Genomic DNA, 15,876 nt, shown 5'->3' on the forward strand with positions numbered 1-15,876 from the left:
GGGAAGCGACGCGGAGCGTCGGTGACCGACGACAACGCGGCGAGCGTGCGTGCCAGACCCCGCCAGCCAGACGGGACTTTGACGACACGACCTAGTACTCCGCAACCGTGCTCACGGTGTCGGCCGGTGGGTTCGCTCCTTGGCCGGTTCACGGGTGATATCGAGGCGGCAGGGTGGATCTGGCAGGGCAACTCGGGTGAATCTCCGACCGCGCCATCGCCAGGTCACGTTCTCGGGCGAGGCGTACTTCTACGCTCCGCATGGGTGTCAGCCGACCGGCATCCACAAAGCGGAAGAATGGAATCCCACATGCGTCTTCGCACCACAGCCGTCGCCCTTGCCGGAGCCCTCGCGCTCACTCTCCCCGCCGGCGCTCAGGCGTTCGCCGACGACGGGCAGGCCTTCAACTATGTCGTCCTCAAGGACGGAGAGCGCCAGCTCGCGCAGATCAGCGACGTGACCGAGGGCAAGTGCCACAAGTTGGAGGTCACTGACGGCGCCGTCCAGGAGATCGCCAACGACACCGACATGGTCGCCCTGCTCTTCGACAACGCCACGTGCAGCGGTGAGCCGGTTGTCGCTGCCGGCCCGGGTGAGAAGGCCGGCGACATCACGGCTGTCGCCGTGGCCTTCGAGCACGCCGAACAGGGTGAGCACGCCGAGCAGGGCGAGAAGGGCGAGAAGGGCGAGCACGCCGACGGGGCAGTCCTGCCCGGCAGCGACGCGCAAGAGGACGGAGACCTCTTCGACAAGGTCTTCTCCGCCGTGAGCTGACACCGCCCGTAGCGCTGGCCCGGAACCCAGGGGGTTCCGGGCCAGACGCACAAACGCTCAGTCGCCTGGCGCCCAGAACGCGTCCAAGTGCGCTGCACCCCACTCAGCCTCCTCCCAGTCGCCCACCACGGTCAGTACGGCGCAGGCCGACGTGGGAAAACTCGAGTGCACCCGGTGCACGAGCTGCTGCGGCCCGTCTCCGCACAGACGCGTCACCAGCTCGTGCACGGCCGGGTTGTGTCCCACCATGACGAGTCCGGTCACCCCCGGTGCCGTCTCCGCGACGATGGAGAGCAGGCTCTCGGTATCTGCGCGGTAGAGGCGGTCCTCGTAGACGGTCGGCGGGGGCGCGGCCAGCTCCGGCAGCATCAACTGCCACGTCTGACGGGTACGCCGCGCCGGAGAACACAAGGCAAGGTCGACCCCGACCCCGGATTGCGCGAGTCGGCACCCGGCCCGCTGGGCGTCATGACGACCCCGGTCGGCCAGCTCGCGGTCGAAGTCGTCCTTGATGTGCTTGGGTACCGCCTTGGCGTGCCGGACCACCACGATCCGGCGCTCCTTCTGCGTCATGTCCGTACCTCCTGGAAAGCGGCACGCGGGCCGCTCGGGCGTACACGCGCCCTTTTCTCCCGCGTGAGGCACCTGCCCGGCATCGGCGGTCCTATACAAACGCCTGTCGTGGGAGGACGGCGGCCGGAATCGGTGGCCGGGGCGCGAGCAACCTGGCCGGCGGCGCGCTACTGCCCTCTCCGGGCCGGCCGAGCGCTGTGACCGGTTCTCCCGTCTGCTAACACCTGGTATCAGTGGCTAGCTATCGTGGTGGGTATGGGAAAGCAGACGAACATCCGGCTGGACGAGGCCGTCAAGGCGGCCGCCGAGGAACGGGCCAAGCGCCGCGGCTTGAGCCTGCAGGGGTACGTGGCCGACCTGATCGAGCAGGACGTGAACGAGTCACGCGCCGCCTTCATGGCCGGCGCCGCGGCGTTCCTGGCTTCGTACACCGACCAGTTCGAGGCGGAGTTCGGTGAGGACCGGTACCCCGGTCTCCCGGCGGGGCCGGCGGAGGCTGCGCCGAGGGATGCCGCGTGAACCTCAGGATCGACCTCGCCTGGATCTTGGCAGTGGCCCAGCAGATCCCGGGGGACCCCCAGGTCGTCGACTACGGGGTGCCGGTAGCGGCGGAAGCACGGCACCGAGCGGAGGTCCTGGACCAGGAGGTCTACCCGGAGGCCCATCACAAGGCCGCAGCACTGCTGTGCGAGCTGGCGAGGAACCCGAGCCTGGAGGCGAGGAACCTGCTGTTCGCGGCCACAGTGACCGCGGCCTACCTGTCGGCGTGCAGTCTCCCGGTGAGTCCCGGCCTGGACACCGTTCTCCCCTTGGCCCGCGCGGCACGTGACGGGCTCCCGGTGCGGGACGTCGCCGCTCAGCTCAAGACCTGGACGAGCTGAACCACCCACCACGAACACCCACTGCCCGCGTGGCGGCGCAGACCTGCCGGTCGGCCACCGCCTCGAACTCCGCAGGCCCGAATGCGAGTACCACTCACAGTCCGTGCCGGTCGAGCGTCGCCATCAGCTTCCTTTTGCGTTTCTGGTCGGCGCGCAGGGCGGCCAGGTAGGTGGCGAACTCGGCCTCGGTGCCCAGCGTGCGGTGGCAGGCCCGGGCGCTGAGCAGCAGTTCCGCCATCCGTTCGTACGTACGGTCACCGGTCTCGTTGCGCAGTGGCTCGATCCGCCGCAGGTAGACGGCCAGCGCGTCGGCCGGTTGCCTGTCGCGGATCCGGTCGGCCAGGACCAGCCACTGCTGCTGGTCCGCGTACCCGTCGGCGGCGGCCTGCCAGGCGGCTTCGAGGTCGGCGTCGTCCATGAGCGCGTCCACCAGCACCGAGCCGCCGTACCAACGGCCCTTCATCGGCTGGTCGGAGGCCTTCAGTACCTCCAGGGCGCCCGCGCGCTCGATGTCCTCCCAGGTCCCGGCCGTACGGGCCGCGGTGCGAAGATGCCGGTAGGCGGCCAGGGAGGGGTGGGCCCGCAGCACATCCCGGCGGATCGTGACCGCATCGGCCAAGCGGCCGGTCCGCGCGTACCGGTCGCAGACGAAGACGACCAGCTCGTCATCCGGCCCCCGGTCGGACTCGGTCTCCCGCAGTCCGCGTTCGGCCCACTCCATGGCCTCGGCCGTGCGGCCCGCCTCCTCCAGCTCCCGGGCGATCACCAGGTGGGTGTGGCCGTTCGGGGCGAGGTCCGCCGCGTGGACGGCGACCAGCGCGTCCACGCTGCCACCGTCCGCCTTCAGGAGGCGCTCCATCAGGTACTTCTCGTTCCACGCCTTGGGGTTGATCCGCCAGGCGGCGACCACCATTTCGCGCGCCCGAGTCATGCCCGGCTCACCCAGGGCCTCCCGGTAGTCCAAGAGGTCGATGTCCGTGATGTCGTTCTCTTCATCCAGCAGGTGGTGCACCAGCCACTCGGCGGTCTCCACCGGGTCGGGGCGGGCGGACAGGCAGGCCTCCAGGTGGGCCTCGGCCAGGCCGGTGGCGACCTCCCCGATCAGGCCGTCCGAGTCGTCGATCTCCCCGTATGTACGGCCCAGAGCCCGGAGGGCCTCGCGGGCCACCTCCACCGTGTCGGCGGCCCGGCCGGCCGCCGTCAGCGCCCGTAGGGCGGTGACCGCCTCCGCCGCCTGCTGCCCGTAGGCGTGGGCGTCGGCGTACTCGACGTAGCCGTAGCGGGCGAAGGACCGGGTGTCTAGGAGGCTCAGGATGCGCTCCCGGACGATGGCGCTGTCCTCCCCGGCGGTGGCCGCGCGCAGCTCGAGGCGGCGGCGTAGTCCACGGTCCCCGGCGAGCTGTTCCCTTACCAGAGCGGCCAGTTCCTCGCGGGTGCGGGACTCCAGCCAGTCGTCCAGCAGGCGGGTGCGCGAGGCGGCGGCCGACCGGTGCTGCGGCACCGATCCGGCCTGTCCCAGGACGGCCAGGCCCACCGCCACGCAGTGCTTGCAGAAGTTGCCCTCCTGCCCGTACGGGCAGTCGCACCAGCCGCTGAGCCTGCCGTCCTCGTCCTCGGTCAGCTCGACCTCGTACGCGTCGTTGCCGTGCACGGTTGCGGTGATCGTCTCGTCCCCGATCTCCAGCCTGGAAACCGCCGACAGACAGCCGACCCCGCGCTCGAAGGAGCGGGCTCCCGCCAGTCGGCGCAGGTCTTCCTCGGTGAAACCCAGAGCATGCGTCACGGCATCCATTCAACCGGACGAGAACTCTCAGCACCGGACGTTGACTTCGCCCGGCAGCCGTGCGGCCCGTCGGGGCAGTGCGTGGTGAGTGTCTCCCGGGCGGGGTTCACCACGTGACCGGTAGGGCTACGGGTCCTCGGATGAGGGCGTCCTTCTGCCACACGACTTTGCCGGGATCGATGGCCAGGCGCAGGCCGGGGAGGCGTGTGATCAGGGTGGTCAGGAGCAGTTCGGCTTCCATGCGGGCCAGCAATGGTGCCAGGCAGTGGTGGGGTCCGTAGCCGAACGCGAGGTGGGGCGGGCCTTTGCGGTCGATGTCGATCCGGTGCGGCGCGGGGTAGCACCGCTCGTCCCAGTTCGCTGCCACGTAGGAGACGTAGACGGCCTCGCCGCGGCGGATGAGGACGCCGCTCACCTCGACGTCCTCGGTGGCGACGCGGGCTTGTCCCACGCCGTGTTTGTGGGGGATCCAGCGCAGTAGCTCCTCCACGGCCGCCGGGACGGCTTGCGGGTCGGACTGAAGCCGGCTCATCAGACTGTCGTGGGTGAGCAGGAGGTAGACCATGTTGGAGGTGTGGTTGCGTACCGCGTGCCAGCCGTTGATTCCCATCAGCGTGGCCAGGGCGAGGAGTTCTTCTTCCTCGATCCTGCCGCTCTCGACTGCGGCTCCCAGTTCGCTGATGAGGTCGTCCTGCGGCCGGCGCCGGCGCTCTCGGGCCAATTCGCGGAAGGAGGCGCCGGCTTCTTCCTTGGCCTGCCGGGCCCGCTCGACGCCCGCTTCGTCTTTGGCCCGGGTCAGGATGGTGTCCGCCCACGTGCGCAGCCGCGGCCGGTCGGCCTCCGGGACACCCAGCAGAGCTCCGATGACATGCATGGGGAAGGGGGAGGTCACGTGCTGGACCAGGTCGGCGGGGGGTCCGGATGCGACCATGGCGTCGATGTGATCGTCGAGCACGGCCTGGGTGCGGGGACGCAGGGCTGCCATGCCGAAGCGGTTGAACGCCGAGGAGACCACCGAGCGGATGCGGGTGTGGTCGGGCGGGTCGACGAAGCTGACCGCTCGGTCCAGCGGGACGAGGTACCTGTTCATGCTGGGCAGCGGTCGGCCGACGATGTCGCGACTGAACCGGGGGTCGGAGGTGACGAACCGGACGGCGTCGTGCCGCGCCGCCAGCCAGCACTCGCCGGGGGCTCCGTGCGGCAGCCTGATCCGGATGACCGGTGCGGCCTGCGCGGCCTCGCGCAGAAACGGGTCGAAGTCGAGCGCACTCAGGTCTGACACTTCGTACAAGGGGGCGGTTGCGTCGTGCATCACGGGTGCCTCACCGGCTGGTCATGGCGCAGCGGCGTGAGCTGCTCGATGTCGTAGCGGCGGCGCAGCGCGGCGATGGCACCGTGGTCCACGGGCCCGTCGGCGGACAGGATGTCCAGGAGTTCCTCGAAATAGCGTTCGTGGTCCGGGGGCGGGGACGACTGGAAGAACATCCGGGCCGGGACCTCGCCGGGGTTGGCGAAGGCGTGCGGGCAGCCGGGCGGGACCACGATGACCGTGCCGGGAGTGGCGCGGACCACACGCTCCCCGTTCGGGGACTGCCATCCCCGCCAACCGTCCGGGGTGCGCACGCGCGGCTCGAAGGCGAGGACGTCGAGTTCACCCTCAAGGACGTAGAACAGTTCCTCGCTGCGCGCGTGGACGTGCGCGCCGACGTCGAAACCCGGTGGCACGAGCACCTCGAAACTCGATGCGGTGCGCGACTGCGCGCCGGTCACCTTGAACGTCACATGCTGGGCGGCGGCACGAAGGGTACGGCCTTCGCCCGGGGGCACGATCAGACCGCTTTCGGGCGGGGCGGCGGTGTGGGAGTACCCGGTCATCGGCTTTCCTTCCGTAAGGGTCACGGCGTACGGCTCCAGCGGCCCAGCGCCATCTCGGCCGTGATACCCGGGCCGAATCCGGCCAGGAGGCCGCGCGCCTGGTCGGCGGCGCCGCCCTCGTCGAACAGCCGGCGTAGCGCGTCCAGTACGACGGCACTCGCGATGTTCCCGTACTCGGTGAGCGTGGCCCGGCTGTGGCGGAACGCCTCCGGCTTGACGTGGAGGAAGGTGCTCAGGTCCTCGAGGATCCGCGGCCCACCGGCATGCACGATGTAGAAGTCGAGGTCCGAGGCGTCCCAGCCGTGTCCGTCGGCGAGGCTGCGCAGCGCGGGGGCGAGCGGCTCCATGGTGCCCGGCACGCGCTTGTCCAGCAGGAAGTGGAAGCCGGTGGCCCGGACGTCGTACGCGATCCAGTCCTCCGTCCCCGGGACGAGGTACGAGCCGTTGCGCTCCAGGCTGATGCCGTGACCACCCGTTCCGCGGACCACCGCGGCGGCCACGCCGTCGCCGAACAGACCGTTGGACAGCAGCGATCCGATGCCGATGTCGGTGGGCTGGTAGCACAGTGAGCAGAACTCGCATGCCACGATCAGCGCGTTCGCGCCCGGATAGGCCGTGCAGAAGTCGTGGGCCCGGTTGATCGCAGCCCCACCCGCCGCACAGCCCAGTTGGGCGATGGGCAACTGCCGTGTGCTGGAGGGGAATCCCATGGTGTTGATCAGCCAGGCCGTGAGCGAGGGCATCATGAAGCCGGTGCAGGACACATAGATGATCACGTCGATCTCCGCGGCCCGCAGCTCGCCGTCCTCCAGCGCGCGCCGCACGACCAGCGGTACACGGGCCTTCGCCTCGGCCGCATACAGCCTGTTGCGCTCCTCGAAGCCCGGGTGTGCGAGCGTCTCACCGATCGGCTGCACGAGGTGCCGGGTCCGCACCCCGGTGTTCTCGATCAGGCGTAATGCGAGGCCCAGTTGGGGATGGCCGGCATGACGGGAGCGTGCGAGCTCGAGCGTCTCCTCCATGGTGATGACGTATTCCGGAACCGACACGGCCGGCCGACACAAGGTCGCCATGCAACACCCCTACCCCAGTGGCACGAGAGTGCCTCCGCTGACCCGGACGCGTCCTTAACGATCACGATCCGTCCAGGTCACCCATTCGTACGTCTGGAGTCGTATAAGCGGGCCGAGGTAGCTGGCACGGCCACATCCCCAGCCGATGCCGTGGGGACGCGGTGGCGGCTGGGCGGCCCGGCGAAGGCGCGTTCTGCGGGTCGCCGGGTTTCCCCTCGGGGCAGATACTGAAGGTCACGGTGCGTGGAGGAGACATGCGTGAACCCGAGCATCGTGGCCCGAGGCCGGCCTCGGTGCCCGTCAGTGAAACGGCAGCGGTCGTACTGGACGACGCAGGCGTGGTCCTCGCCTGTTCTCAGTGGGCCGTGACGCTGCTGGAATGCTCGCCGGGGCAGACCTGTGCGCCCCTTCTGGGGCTGATACCGCGAGCCGGAACGGATGCGGAGGCGGTCGGGCGCCTGGTGACCGTTCCGGGTATGGATCATGCGGGCCAGAAGGTCCCCCTGGTCTGCACCATTGTCCGGCTTGCAGCTCGCACCCCAGGCGGTTCCGGCGCTGACGCGCAGTGGCTCGCCCTGGTCACACCGGCGGAAACCGCGATGCAGGCGGCCGACCGAGATGCGTGGCGACGCCGGATGGGGCTGTCCCGCACCGCCGCCGCGGGCATCGGCGCCTCCCTGGACGTGACCGAGATGGCCGAGACCCTCGTGAATCTGCTCGTCCCTGATTTCGCCGACCTGGCGACCGTGGACATCGCCGAGCCCGTGCTGGTGGGCGACGAGCCCCCACACCTTGACACCAGCGGCGACGTCCGCCTGCGCCGGACCGCTTCCGCGCAGAGCCCGGAGATATCCGCCGAGGACCTCTTGGCGGTGGGAGAAGCGCTTCCTCCGGTAACGGACAGTACGCTGATGCGTCCCCTCATGAAGGGGCTGCCCGTGGTGGTGCCGGACGTCGCCGTCCTGCGCGCGAAGCTCGGCGTGGATCCGGCGAGCCTGCCGTTGTTCGTCCCGAGCGGGGCTCACTCCTCCATAGCCGTACCGCTCTACGCGCGAGGTCTGATCCTTGGCTGCGTTACGGTCTGGCGCAGCCAGTTGCCTTCCCCATTCGGCGAGCAGGACGCCGCCCTGCTGCAGGACGTGGTCTCCAGGGCCGCGCTCGGCGTGGACAACGCGCGCCGCTACACCAAGGAGCACCGGTCGGCGCTCGCCCTGCAGCGAAGCCTGCTGCCGCGCTCGGCCCTGGACTCCGCAGCCGCGGAGACGGTGGGCGTCTACCATCCGGCGGGCGGCGGCCTGGGAGTCGGCGGGGACTGGTTCGACGTGATCCCCCTTCCGTCGTTGCGCGTCGCGTTCGTCGTCGGGGACGTCGTCGGCCATGGCCTCGATGCCACCGCGGCCATGGCGCGACTGCGGACTGCGGTGCAGACCCTCGCCGACCTCGATCTGGATCCGGGTGAGCTCCTCACGCACCTGGATGACCTGGTGCTCGGTCTCTCCGGCGAGGAGATGACCGGCGATTCCCGCTCCGAGACGGCTGTGCTCGGAGCGACGTGCCTGTACGCCGTCTACGACCCGGTGGCAAGGCAGTGCGCCGCTGCCACAGCGGGACATCCGCCGCCGGCCATGTTGTCGCCCGGCGAGGAGCCGGTCTTCGTGGGCGTGTTGCCGGGGCCGCCCCTGGGAGTCGGCGGAATGCCTTTCGAGGTAACGGAGTTCGGTGTACGGCCCGGCAGCATGCTCGCCTTCTTCACGGACGGGCTCGTCGAGAGCCGCGGCGGCGACATCGAGGAAGGAATGGACAGACTGAGGAGCGCGCTCGCCGGCGCGAACTCGAGCCGGCCGCTGGGCGAGATCGGCCAGAGGGTTTTCGACAGCGTGCTTCCTCAAGGGCCCACCGACGACGCCGCCCTGCTGCTCGCCCGCACCCGCGCCCTCTCGTCGGGCCAGGTCGCCGAGTGGGAACTCGAAGCCGACCTGTCCCTCGTCGCGCACGCCCGTGAGCTGGTGGTGGGCCAGCTGTCCAGCTGGCAGTTGGACGAATTGAGTTTCGTGACGGAGCTCGTCGCCAGCGAGCTCGTCACGAACGCGATCCGCTACGCAGGGGGACCGGTGGGGCTCCGGCTGATCCGCGACCGGGTGCTCGTCTGCGAGGTGTCCGACCCCAGCAGCACTCAGCCGCGCCTGCGTCGTGCACGGGAGACGGACGAGGGTGGGCGTGGCCTGTTCCTCGTCGCCCAGCTCACCGACCGTTGGGGCTGCCGGTTCACCGGTACCGGGAAGACCATCTGGACGGAGCAGCCCATAGGCGGGCCTCTCGTCTAGCGTGAAACGGCCGTGGTGACGGTGTCGAAGCGCATGGTGGTGCGGGATTTCCGGTCGTACCGTTCCCAGCGCGGCATGGCCGGGTGGTTGGGGTCGCCGGTGCGTATGAACGCGATCCACGCCCGGTGCACGGTCCTGGCGAGGCCGTTCCTGGTTCCGGTGTCCATTCCCGCAAGGAACGGCGCGTGCGACCACTTGTCGAAGTTGTCGAAGACGAACGGCAGGTCCAGGCAGTGCGGTGCGCCCAGGCGGCCGTCGTGCGCGGGGGTGGGGAAACCGAACTCGTACGCCCAGACGGGGCGACCCCGTACCGCCCGCGCTTCCGCGAACGCCAGGGTGGGCTTCCTGAACAGCTCGTCGGTGCTCAGGTCGATGAGTACGTCGACCGGCCGTGCGCCAGGGCGGGCGGCCTCGTATGCCGCGTACGCTTCGGGCGCGCCGTCACCGAAGCTGTCCCGTGCCCGGCGGAGCACCTGTTCCTTCGTCGCCGACGCGTACGTCTCGCCCAGTGCGAAGGCGAAAGCGGACTCTTCCCCGGTCCAGCCGATGAGGACGTCGATGTCCGCGCCCGGACCGTCGAGCAGGTTCAGAGCGGGTTGCTGCGCCGCCGTCCTGCTGTCGAGCACCGGCATGAACGGCGCGGTCCAGTGTCCCCATTCCATGGTTGCCGTGAGGAGTCCGGCGGTGGCCTCGACCAGTCGCGGCCACGGCATCGCGTGCAGTTCGTCCTCGTCCTTGGCGCCGACGATCTCCAGATAGGCGGCGGTGCGGGCCAGGGACTCGGCAGGCGTGGCGAGGGGCATGGCGAGCGGGACGCTCTGCAGGATGGCCCGGTGGAAGAGGCGGCCGTCACCTGCCGGGGCCGCACCTGCCTGCGCCGCACCTGCGTGGGCCGCGAGTGCCGCGGTGGAGAGCGCGCCGGCGGACTGGCCGGCGACGGTGACGTTGCCGGGATCCCCGCCGAAGGCGGCGATGTTGTCCTGGACCCAGCGCAGCGCGGCGAGTTGGTCCGTGAGCCAGACGTTGCGGCACTCGGCGCTGCCGTCCGGTGCGAAGGACAGCAGGCCGAGCGGTCCGAGCCGGTAGTTGAGGTTCACCACCACCAGGTCGCCGTTCCGTGCGAAGGTCTCGCCGGAGTAGTTGGGCATCGCCCCGGACCCGGAGATGAAGGCGCCGCCGTGGATCCAGACAAGGACGGGACGGCGTGCGTCGTCGGTGCCGGGCGTCCACACGTTGAGCGTCAGACAGTCCTCGTCGAAGGGCGGGAGGCCGTGGCCGCCGAGTATCGGGTCGCCCTCGCGGACGGCCTGCGGCGAGCTGGGGCCGTGCTTCGTCGCGTCGAGGGTGCCGCTCCATCCTGGATGCGGCTGCGCGGGGCGCCACCGGAGGGGTCCTACGGGCGGCGCCGCGTACGGCACGCCTTTGAACACGGTCAGGTCATCTTCGACGACGCCGCGGACCGTGCCCGAGCGAGTGTTCACGACGGGCGCGGTGCGGTCCTGAGCGAAACCCATCCAGTGCGTCCTTCCAGACCGGGATCGAGGATCTTGGGGCCACTCCAAAATATTGCGCTCCTGTGGCGATCGTCAATATTATTCGATCCCCGGCTGGTGTGGAGGGTCGCATGGCGACGTGGCGTATCGGAACGACGGCGATTCACAAAGTCCTGGAGGTGGAGCTCCCGGTCCTTGTCACGGCGGCCTTGCGGACGAACGACACCGCGCTCCTGAAGAGGTATCCGTGGCCCGCTCCCGACTTCAGCGGGGTGGACGGCACCTTCGTGCTCTCGGTCCACGGGCTGGTCGTGGACACCGGTACGCGCAGGATCCTCGTGGACACTTGCGTGGGCAACGCACGGGCATCGGTGCCCTTCCTGCGCATGCTGGACACCGCGTGGCTCGAAGACCTCGCTGCCCTCGGTTACCCTCCGGAATCGATCGACACCGTGGTGTGCACCCACCTTCACTTCGACCACATCGGGTGGAACACGCGCCTGGTGGACGGAAAGTGGGTGCCGACCTTTCCACGTGCACGTCACCTGGTCACACGAGTGGAATGGGACCACTGGGCGGACGAGGCGGGTGCAGACCTCCACGACACCATGCAGCCGTTGATCGATGAGGGTCTCGTCGACTTCGTCGGAACCGATCACCGGGTGTGCGAGGGTGTGCGCCTGGAAGCCGCTCCCGGACACACCCCGGGCCAGGTCGCGGTCGTGGTCGAATCCGGTGCGGAACGCGCCGTGATCACCGGTGACCTCGTGCACCACCCGGTGCAGTTCATCGAACCCGATGTGGCCGGCCTCGCCGACACCGACCCGGCGCAGGCCGCTGCCACCCGGCGGGCATTCGTCGAGCGGTACGCCGACACGGGAACGCTCGTGATCGGCACGCACTTCCCCGCCCCCACCGCCGGCCTGCTCCGGCGCGGTGGTGACGGGACCGTGCGCTTCGTCGCGGACGGCCTACGCTGAACCGTGGACTTCCGGCAGCTGACGTACTTCCTCGCCATCGTGGACCACGGTGGCTTCAACCGCGCCGCCGCGGCACTCTACGTGTCGCAGCCGTCCCTGTCGCAGGCCATTCAGGCCCTGGAACGCGACGTGGACGGCTGCCTGTTCCATCGGATCGGCAGGAGGGTGGTCCTGACCGAGGCCGGTACCGCACTGGTTCCACGGGCGCGGGAGGCCCTGCACGCGCTGGAGCTGGCCAGGGCCAGCGTCGGTGCCGTCCGTGAACTGCGCGGTGGGCGCCTGGAGATCGCCGCGATGGCCTCACCCACCATCGGACCCCTCAGCACCATGGTCCAGTGCTTCACCGAGCGCCATCCAGCGGTATCGCTCAGCCTGCGGGTAGCCCTCACCCGTGAGGCCGTGGTCGAGATGGTGCGCACCGGAGGCTGCGAACTCGGACTGCTGATCACCTCGTCGCCGCTGCCGAGTCGGGACGTCGTCCCGCACCATGTCGGAGACGACAGGCTCGTCCTGGTCACCCCGATGGACGGCCCCTTTCCGCCCGGGCGGGCGGTGCAAGCCGAGCAGCTTCGAGGGCACCGGCTGATCGTGGGGCAGCGGGGGACCGGGATCCGTGCATACGTCGACGACCTGAAAGCACAGGGCATCGACGTCCGCATCGCAGTGGAGACCGAACACCGCATGGCCTTCCTGCCCCTGGTGCTCGGGGGTGTCGGACTGGCGGTCGTGACGGAATCCTGGGCCGACCTGTCCCAGCGGGCCGGAGCTCTCGTCCTCGACCTGGAACCGGCCTGCGTCCAGCACAACGTCCTGGTGAGCCGCAAGGGGCAGCTGACGCCGGCGGCCCGTGCCTTCCTGGAGATCGCAGCCCCACCGGCTGATAGGACCAGCCTATGAGGCACATCGGGAATGCGTGTTGGACCCGGACGGCCCCTGATTGCTGGAATTCGAGCCATGACGAACCACAGCATCGCCCTCATCCCCGGTGACGGCATCGGCGCCGAAGTCCTCCCGGCGGCACGCGAGGTCCTCGACACCGTCGGGACGCGCCACGGCATCACGTTCACCTACGAGCGGTTCGACTGGTCCTGCGAGCGCTACCTCCGCCTCGGGTCGATGATGCCCGAGGACGGACTGGAGCAGCTCCGTCGTCATGACGCGATCCTTCTCGGCGCCGTCGGTTACCCGGGTGTGCCCGACCACGTCTCGCTGTGGGGGCTGCTCATCCCGATCCGCCGGGCCTTCAGCCAGTACGTCAACCTCCGCCCCATCCGCGTGTTCGACGGTCTTCCCAGCCCCGTGCGCGCGGCCGTGCCCGGCGAGGTGGACTTCGTGGTCGTCCGGGAGAACACCGAAGGCGAGTACAGCGAGATCGGCGGCCGGATGAACCGTGGGTTCCCCGATGAAATGGCCGTGCAGCAAGCGGTGTTCACGCGGGCGGGGGTGACCCGGCTCCTCGACTTCGCCTTCGGCCTCGCCGAACGGCGCGGCGGTCCCCTCACGTCCGCGACGAAGTCCAACGGGATCGTGCACACCATGCCGTTCTGGGACGAGCTGGTGGCCGAGCGTTCCGCCGAGCACCCCACGGTCGAGTGGAACCAGGAGCACATCGACGCGCTGGCCGCCAAGTTCGTCCTCGACCCCGCACGCTTCGACGTCGTCGTCGCGTCCAACCTCTTCGGGGACATCCTCAGCGACCTGGCGGCGGCCGTGGCCGGCGGCATCGGCATCGCTCCGTCCGCGAACCTCAACCCGCAGGGTGCGTACCCTTCCATGTTCGAGCCGGTCCACGGATCGGCCCCCGACATCGCCGGGCAGGGCATCGCCAATCCGATCGGCTCGATCTGGTCCGCCGCCATGATGCTCGACCACCTCGGCCACCCCGCGGCCGCGGCCGACATCACCGACGCCATCGCCCGCGTCCTGGCCACCACCCCGGTGCGCACGCGCGACCTCGGCGGCTCCGCCTCCACCGCCGAGTTCACGTCCGCCATCCTCCAGAACCTCTGACGGGGGGCGCGGGGGCCAGGCACCCCGGACACGGGGCTGATCGCGATCTCGCCGGTGATCGGGGCCTCTGCCGAACGTTCGCCGACAAGCCCGACGAGCCGGCGTCGGCATGCCGCGCCGTCCGCGATGCCGGGCGCCATTACCGTCGGCGGCATGGACGGTGATCGCAGACGCTGGCGCCAGTGCTACCTCGGCGGGGCGGTGTTCGCCGTGTGCATGGCCGGCACCACCCTGCCCACCCCCCTCTACGGCCTCTACCAGGAGAAGTTCGGATTCTCCGAGCTGCAGGTGACGGTCGTGTACGCCGTGTACGCCTTCGGCGTCATGGGGGTCCTGCTGCTGGCGGGCAACGCCTCGGACGTCGTGGGCAGGCGGCCCGTCCTGCTGATGGGCCTCGGACTCGCGGCGGCGAGCGCCGGCTGCTTCCTGTGCGCCACCGGGCTGGGTTGGCTGTACGCGGGCCGGCTGTTGTCGGGCCTGTCCGCAGGTCTGTTCACCGGGGCCGCCACGGCCTACGTCATCGAGCTGGCACCGAGGGACGGCTCCTCCCGCGCCACGTTCGTGGCGACGGCTGCCAACATAGGCGGGCTGGGCTGCGGCCCCCTGCTCGCCGGTGTGCTCGCCCAGTACGCTCCCTGGCCGCTGTACCTGCCCTTCGCCGTGCACCTCGTCCTGGTGGCCGCTTCGGCCGCCGTCCTGCTGCGACTCCCCGAGACGGTACGGGAGCGGCAGCCGCTCGCCGCGGTACGGCCGCAGCGGCCCGCTCTGCCCGCGTCGGTGCGGCAGGTGTTCGTGCCCGCCGCAACCGCCTCGTTCGTGGGGTTCGCGCTGTTCGGAGTGTTCACGTCGGTCAGCCCGGCGTTCCTCGTCGAGTCCCTGGGCGTGCACAACCGGGCCGTGAGCGGGCTGATCGTCGCGTTGGCCTTCTTCGCGTCGACCGCCGGACAGCTGGCCGTCGGCCGCATCGGGGTCGGCCGGTCCCTGCCGCTGGGCTGCGCGACACTCCTCGCCGGGCTGCTGCTGCTCGCGGGTGCCCTGTACTGGGACCTGCTGGCGCTGGTGGTCCTCAGCGCACTCGTCGGCGGCAGTGGGCAGGGCCTGGCCTTCCGCGGGGCGCTCTCCGCGGTGGCCGGGGCGTCTCCGGCCGACCAGCGCGCGGCGGTCATCTCGATGCTGTTCGTGGTGGCGTACGCGGGCATCTCGGTACCGGTGATCGGCGTGGGCGTACTGACGGGCCCTGTCGGCCTGGAGGGCGCCGGACTGGTGTTCCTCGCCTGTATGACCGCCCTGGTTTCGGCCGCGGCCGTCTATCTGCTCCGCCACCCCGTGCGCCAGGCGTAGCGCACCGGCCGCCCCGGCACCGAACACCTCCAGCCGGCTGCCGGGCGGCACTCGCGGGCGCGCCGGCCGCGCCGGGCCGGGACGGAAAGTCGAACGTACAGTTCGAGCACTGAGCCCACGGCCCGGTCTCGTCGCCCCTACAATCGGCCGGTGAGCGAAGTGAGGTGCACGTACTGCGGCACGATCGGCCTTGAGCAGGGCTTCGTCGAGGACAACGGCGAGGGCTCCCGCGGCTATGCACGATGGATCGCCGGGCCGCTCGAGCGCGGTCTGTTGGGCGGCGCGAAGAGAATGGGCCGCCCCCGCCGCCAGATCGATGCATACCGCTGCCCGAACTGCGGTCACCTGGAGCTCTTCGCCACCCAGTCCGTCTGAGCCGGCGGGAGCCAGAGCGCACGGAGCGCGGCTTCGCAGGGTGAGCCGGGTTCGACGGGGTACAGGCCGAGGGTCTGGTCCGGGGCCCCGGACGGGGTGAACGCCTCGAAGCCCAGCGTGAGTTCGCCGGGTACACCGCCGCCACCAAGGCGGCAGTGATCTCCATGACGAAGAGCACGGCGCTGGAGGCCGCTCGGCACGGCATCCGCGTCAACGCGGTGGCACCCGGCCCGGCCGAGACCCCGATGATCGCCTCGATGGACCCGGACGCCGAGCCCATGGAGTCGATCACCGCCGCCCACCCCCGGGGACGGATCGCCAGGGCGGGGGAGATCGCCGAAGCGGTGGTGTGGCCCGGCTCTCCCCGATCGAGGGAGCCGGGCCGTCGCTCCGG

At 70.2% G+C, this 15,876-nt stretch carries 15 protein-coding genes and 1 pseudogene; 10 read left to right on the forward strand and 6 right to left on the reverse strand.

The annotated features are described in order from the left end of the window. Positions 1-309: 309 nt before the first annotated feature. The gene (locus tag ACZ5WG_RS40240) at positions 310-774 is read left to right on the forward strand and encodes a hypothetical protein (RefSeq protein WP_468729614.1); all 465 of its coding nucleotides are present in this window, start codon (positions 310-312) and stop codon (positions 772-774) included. 57 nt (positions 775-831) lie between these two features. Here the strand turns inward: ACZ5WG_RS40240 and ACZ5WG_RS40245 are convergent, their stop codons facing one another. Further along, positions 832-1,347, reverse strand: a complete 516-nt coding sequence (locus ACZ5WG_RS40245; RefSeq protein WP_468729615.1) for a SixA phosphatase family protein — start codon at positions 1,345-1,347, stop codon at positions 832-834. A 255-nt stretch (positions 1,348-1,602) separates the two neighbouring features. Here ACZ5WG_RS40245 and ACZ5WG_RS40250 point away from each other — a divergent pair, with 255 nt between their 5' ends. Then, positions 1,603-1,866, forward strand: coding sequence for a hypothetical protein (locus tag ACZ5WG_RS40250; protein WP_468729616.1), 264 nt, complete (start codon positions 1,603-1,605; stop codon positions 1,864-1,866). Beyond that, positions 1,863-2,228 carry a hypothetical protein gene (locus ACZ5WG_RS40255; protein WP_468729617.1) on the forward strand — a complete coding sequence of 122 codons (366 nt, stop codon included), beginning with the start codon at positions 1,863-1,865 and terminating at the stop codon, positions 2,226-2,228. The genes ACZ5WG_RS40250 and ACZ5WG_RS40255 overlap by 4 nt, the downstream gene beginning before the upstream one ends. A 94-nt stretch (positions 2,229-2,322) precedes the next feature. Here ACZ5WG_RS40255 and ACZ5WG_RS40260 read toward each other — a convergent pair whose 3' ends face one another. The 4 genes from ACZ5WG_RS40260 to ACZ5WG_RS40275 form a co-directional block, all read right to left on the reverse strand. Continuing rightward, the gene (locus ACZ5WG_RS40260; RefSeq protein WP_468729618.1) at positions 2,323-4,011 is read right to left on the reverse strand and encodes an SWIM zinc finger family protein; all 1,689 of its coding nucleotides are present in this window, start codon (positions 4,009-4,011) and stop codon (positions 2,323-2,325) included. A 106-nt stretch (positions 4,012-4,117) separates the two neighbouring features. Further along, entirely contained in the window at positions 4,118-5,293 is a 1,176-nt protein-coding gene (locus ACZ5WG_RS40265; RefSeq protein ID WP_468729619.1) for a cytochrome P450, read from the reverse strand. A gap of 29 nt (positions 5,294-5,322) precedes the next feature. Next, entirely contained in the window at positions 5,323-5,886 is a 564-nt protein-coding gene (locus tag ACZ5WG_RS40270; protein ID WP_468729620.1) for a cupin domain-containing protein, read from the reverse strand. Positions 5,887-5,906: 20 nt separating this feature from the next. Then, entirely contained in the window at positions 5,907-6,959 is a 1,053-nt protein-coding gene (locus ACZ5WG_RS40275) for a type III polyketide synthase (protein ID WP_468729621.1), read from the reverse strand. Positions 6,960-7,213: 254 nt separating this feature from the next. On the opposite strand from ACZ5WG_RS40275, the gene ACZ5WG_RS40280 reads away from it, so the two are divergent. Next, positions 7,214-9,283, forward strand: a complete 2,070-nt coding sequence (locus tag ACZ5WG_RS40280; protein ID WP_468729622.1) for an ATP-binding SpoIIE family protein phosphatase — start codon at positions 7,214-7,216, stop codon at positions 9,281-9,283. On the opposite strand, the gene ACZ5WG_RS40285 is transcribed toward ACZ5WG_RS40280, so the two are convergent. Beyond that, entirely contained in the window at positions 9,280-10,797 is a 1,518-nt protein-coding gene (locus ACZ5WG_RS40285; RefSeq protein ID WP_468729623.1) for a carboxylesterase/lipase family protein, read from the reverse strand. The two genes, ACZ5WG_RS40280 and ACZ5WG_RS40285, sit on opposite strands and share 4 nt — an antisense overlap. Before the next feature lie 62 nt (positions 10,798-10,859). Between ACZ5WG_RS40285 and ACZ5WG_RS40290 the strand changes: the two genes are divergently transcribed. The 6 genes and pseudogenes from ACZ5WG_RS40290 to ACZ5WG_RS40315 all read left to right on the forward strand — a co-directional run. Then, on the forward strand, positions 10,860-11,756 hold the full coding sequence (locus ACZ5WG_RS40290) for an MBL fold metallo-hydrolase (protein WP_468729624.1): 897 nt from the start codon (positions 10,860-10,862) through the stop codon (positions 11,754-11,756). Between the two features lie 3 nt (positions 11,757-11,759). After that, a complete protein-coding gene (locus tag ACZ5WG_RS40295) occupies positions 11,760-12,653 on the forward strand; it encodes a LysR family transcriptional regulator (protein WP_468729625.1) in 894 nt (297 codons plus the stop codon). Between the two features lie 57 nt (positions 12,654-12,710). Beyond that, positions 12,711-13,766, forward strand: coding sequence for a tartrate dehydrogenase (locus ACZ5WG_RS40300; protein WP_468729626.1), 1,056 nt, complete (start codon positions 12,711-12,713; stop codon positions 13,764-13,766). A 153-nt stretch (positions 13,767-13,919) separates the two neighbouring features. Next, the gene (locus tag ACZ5WG_RS40305) at positions 13,920-15,107 is read left to right on the forward strand and encodes an MFS transporter (RefSeq protein WP_468729627.1); all 1,188 of its coding nucleotides are present in this window, start codon (positions 13,920-13,922) and stop codon (positions 15,105-15,107) included. A 150-nt stretch (positions 15,108-15,257) separates the two neighbouring features. Next, a complete protein-coding gene (locus ACZ5WG_RS40310; RefSeq protein ID WP_468729628.1) occupies positions 15,258-15,482 on the forward strand; it encodes a hypothetical protein in 225 nt (74 codons plus the stop codon). Between the two features lie 74 nt (positions 15,483-15,556). Beyond that, positions 15,557-15,841 (forward strand): annotated as a pseudogene (locus tag ACZ5WG_RS40315) (SDR family NAD(P)-dependent oxidoreductase); the annotation flags it as partial. Positions 15,842-15,876: the final 35 nt, after the last annotated feature.

This window comes from Streptomyces sp. NPDC032745 (assembly GCF_055579465.1).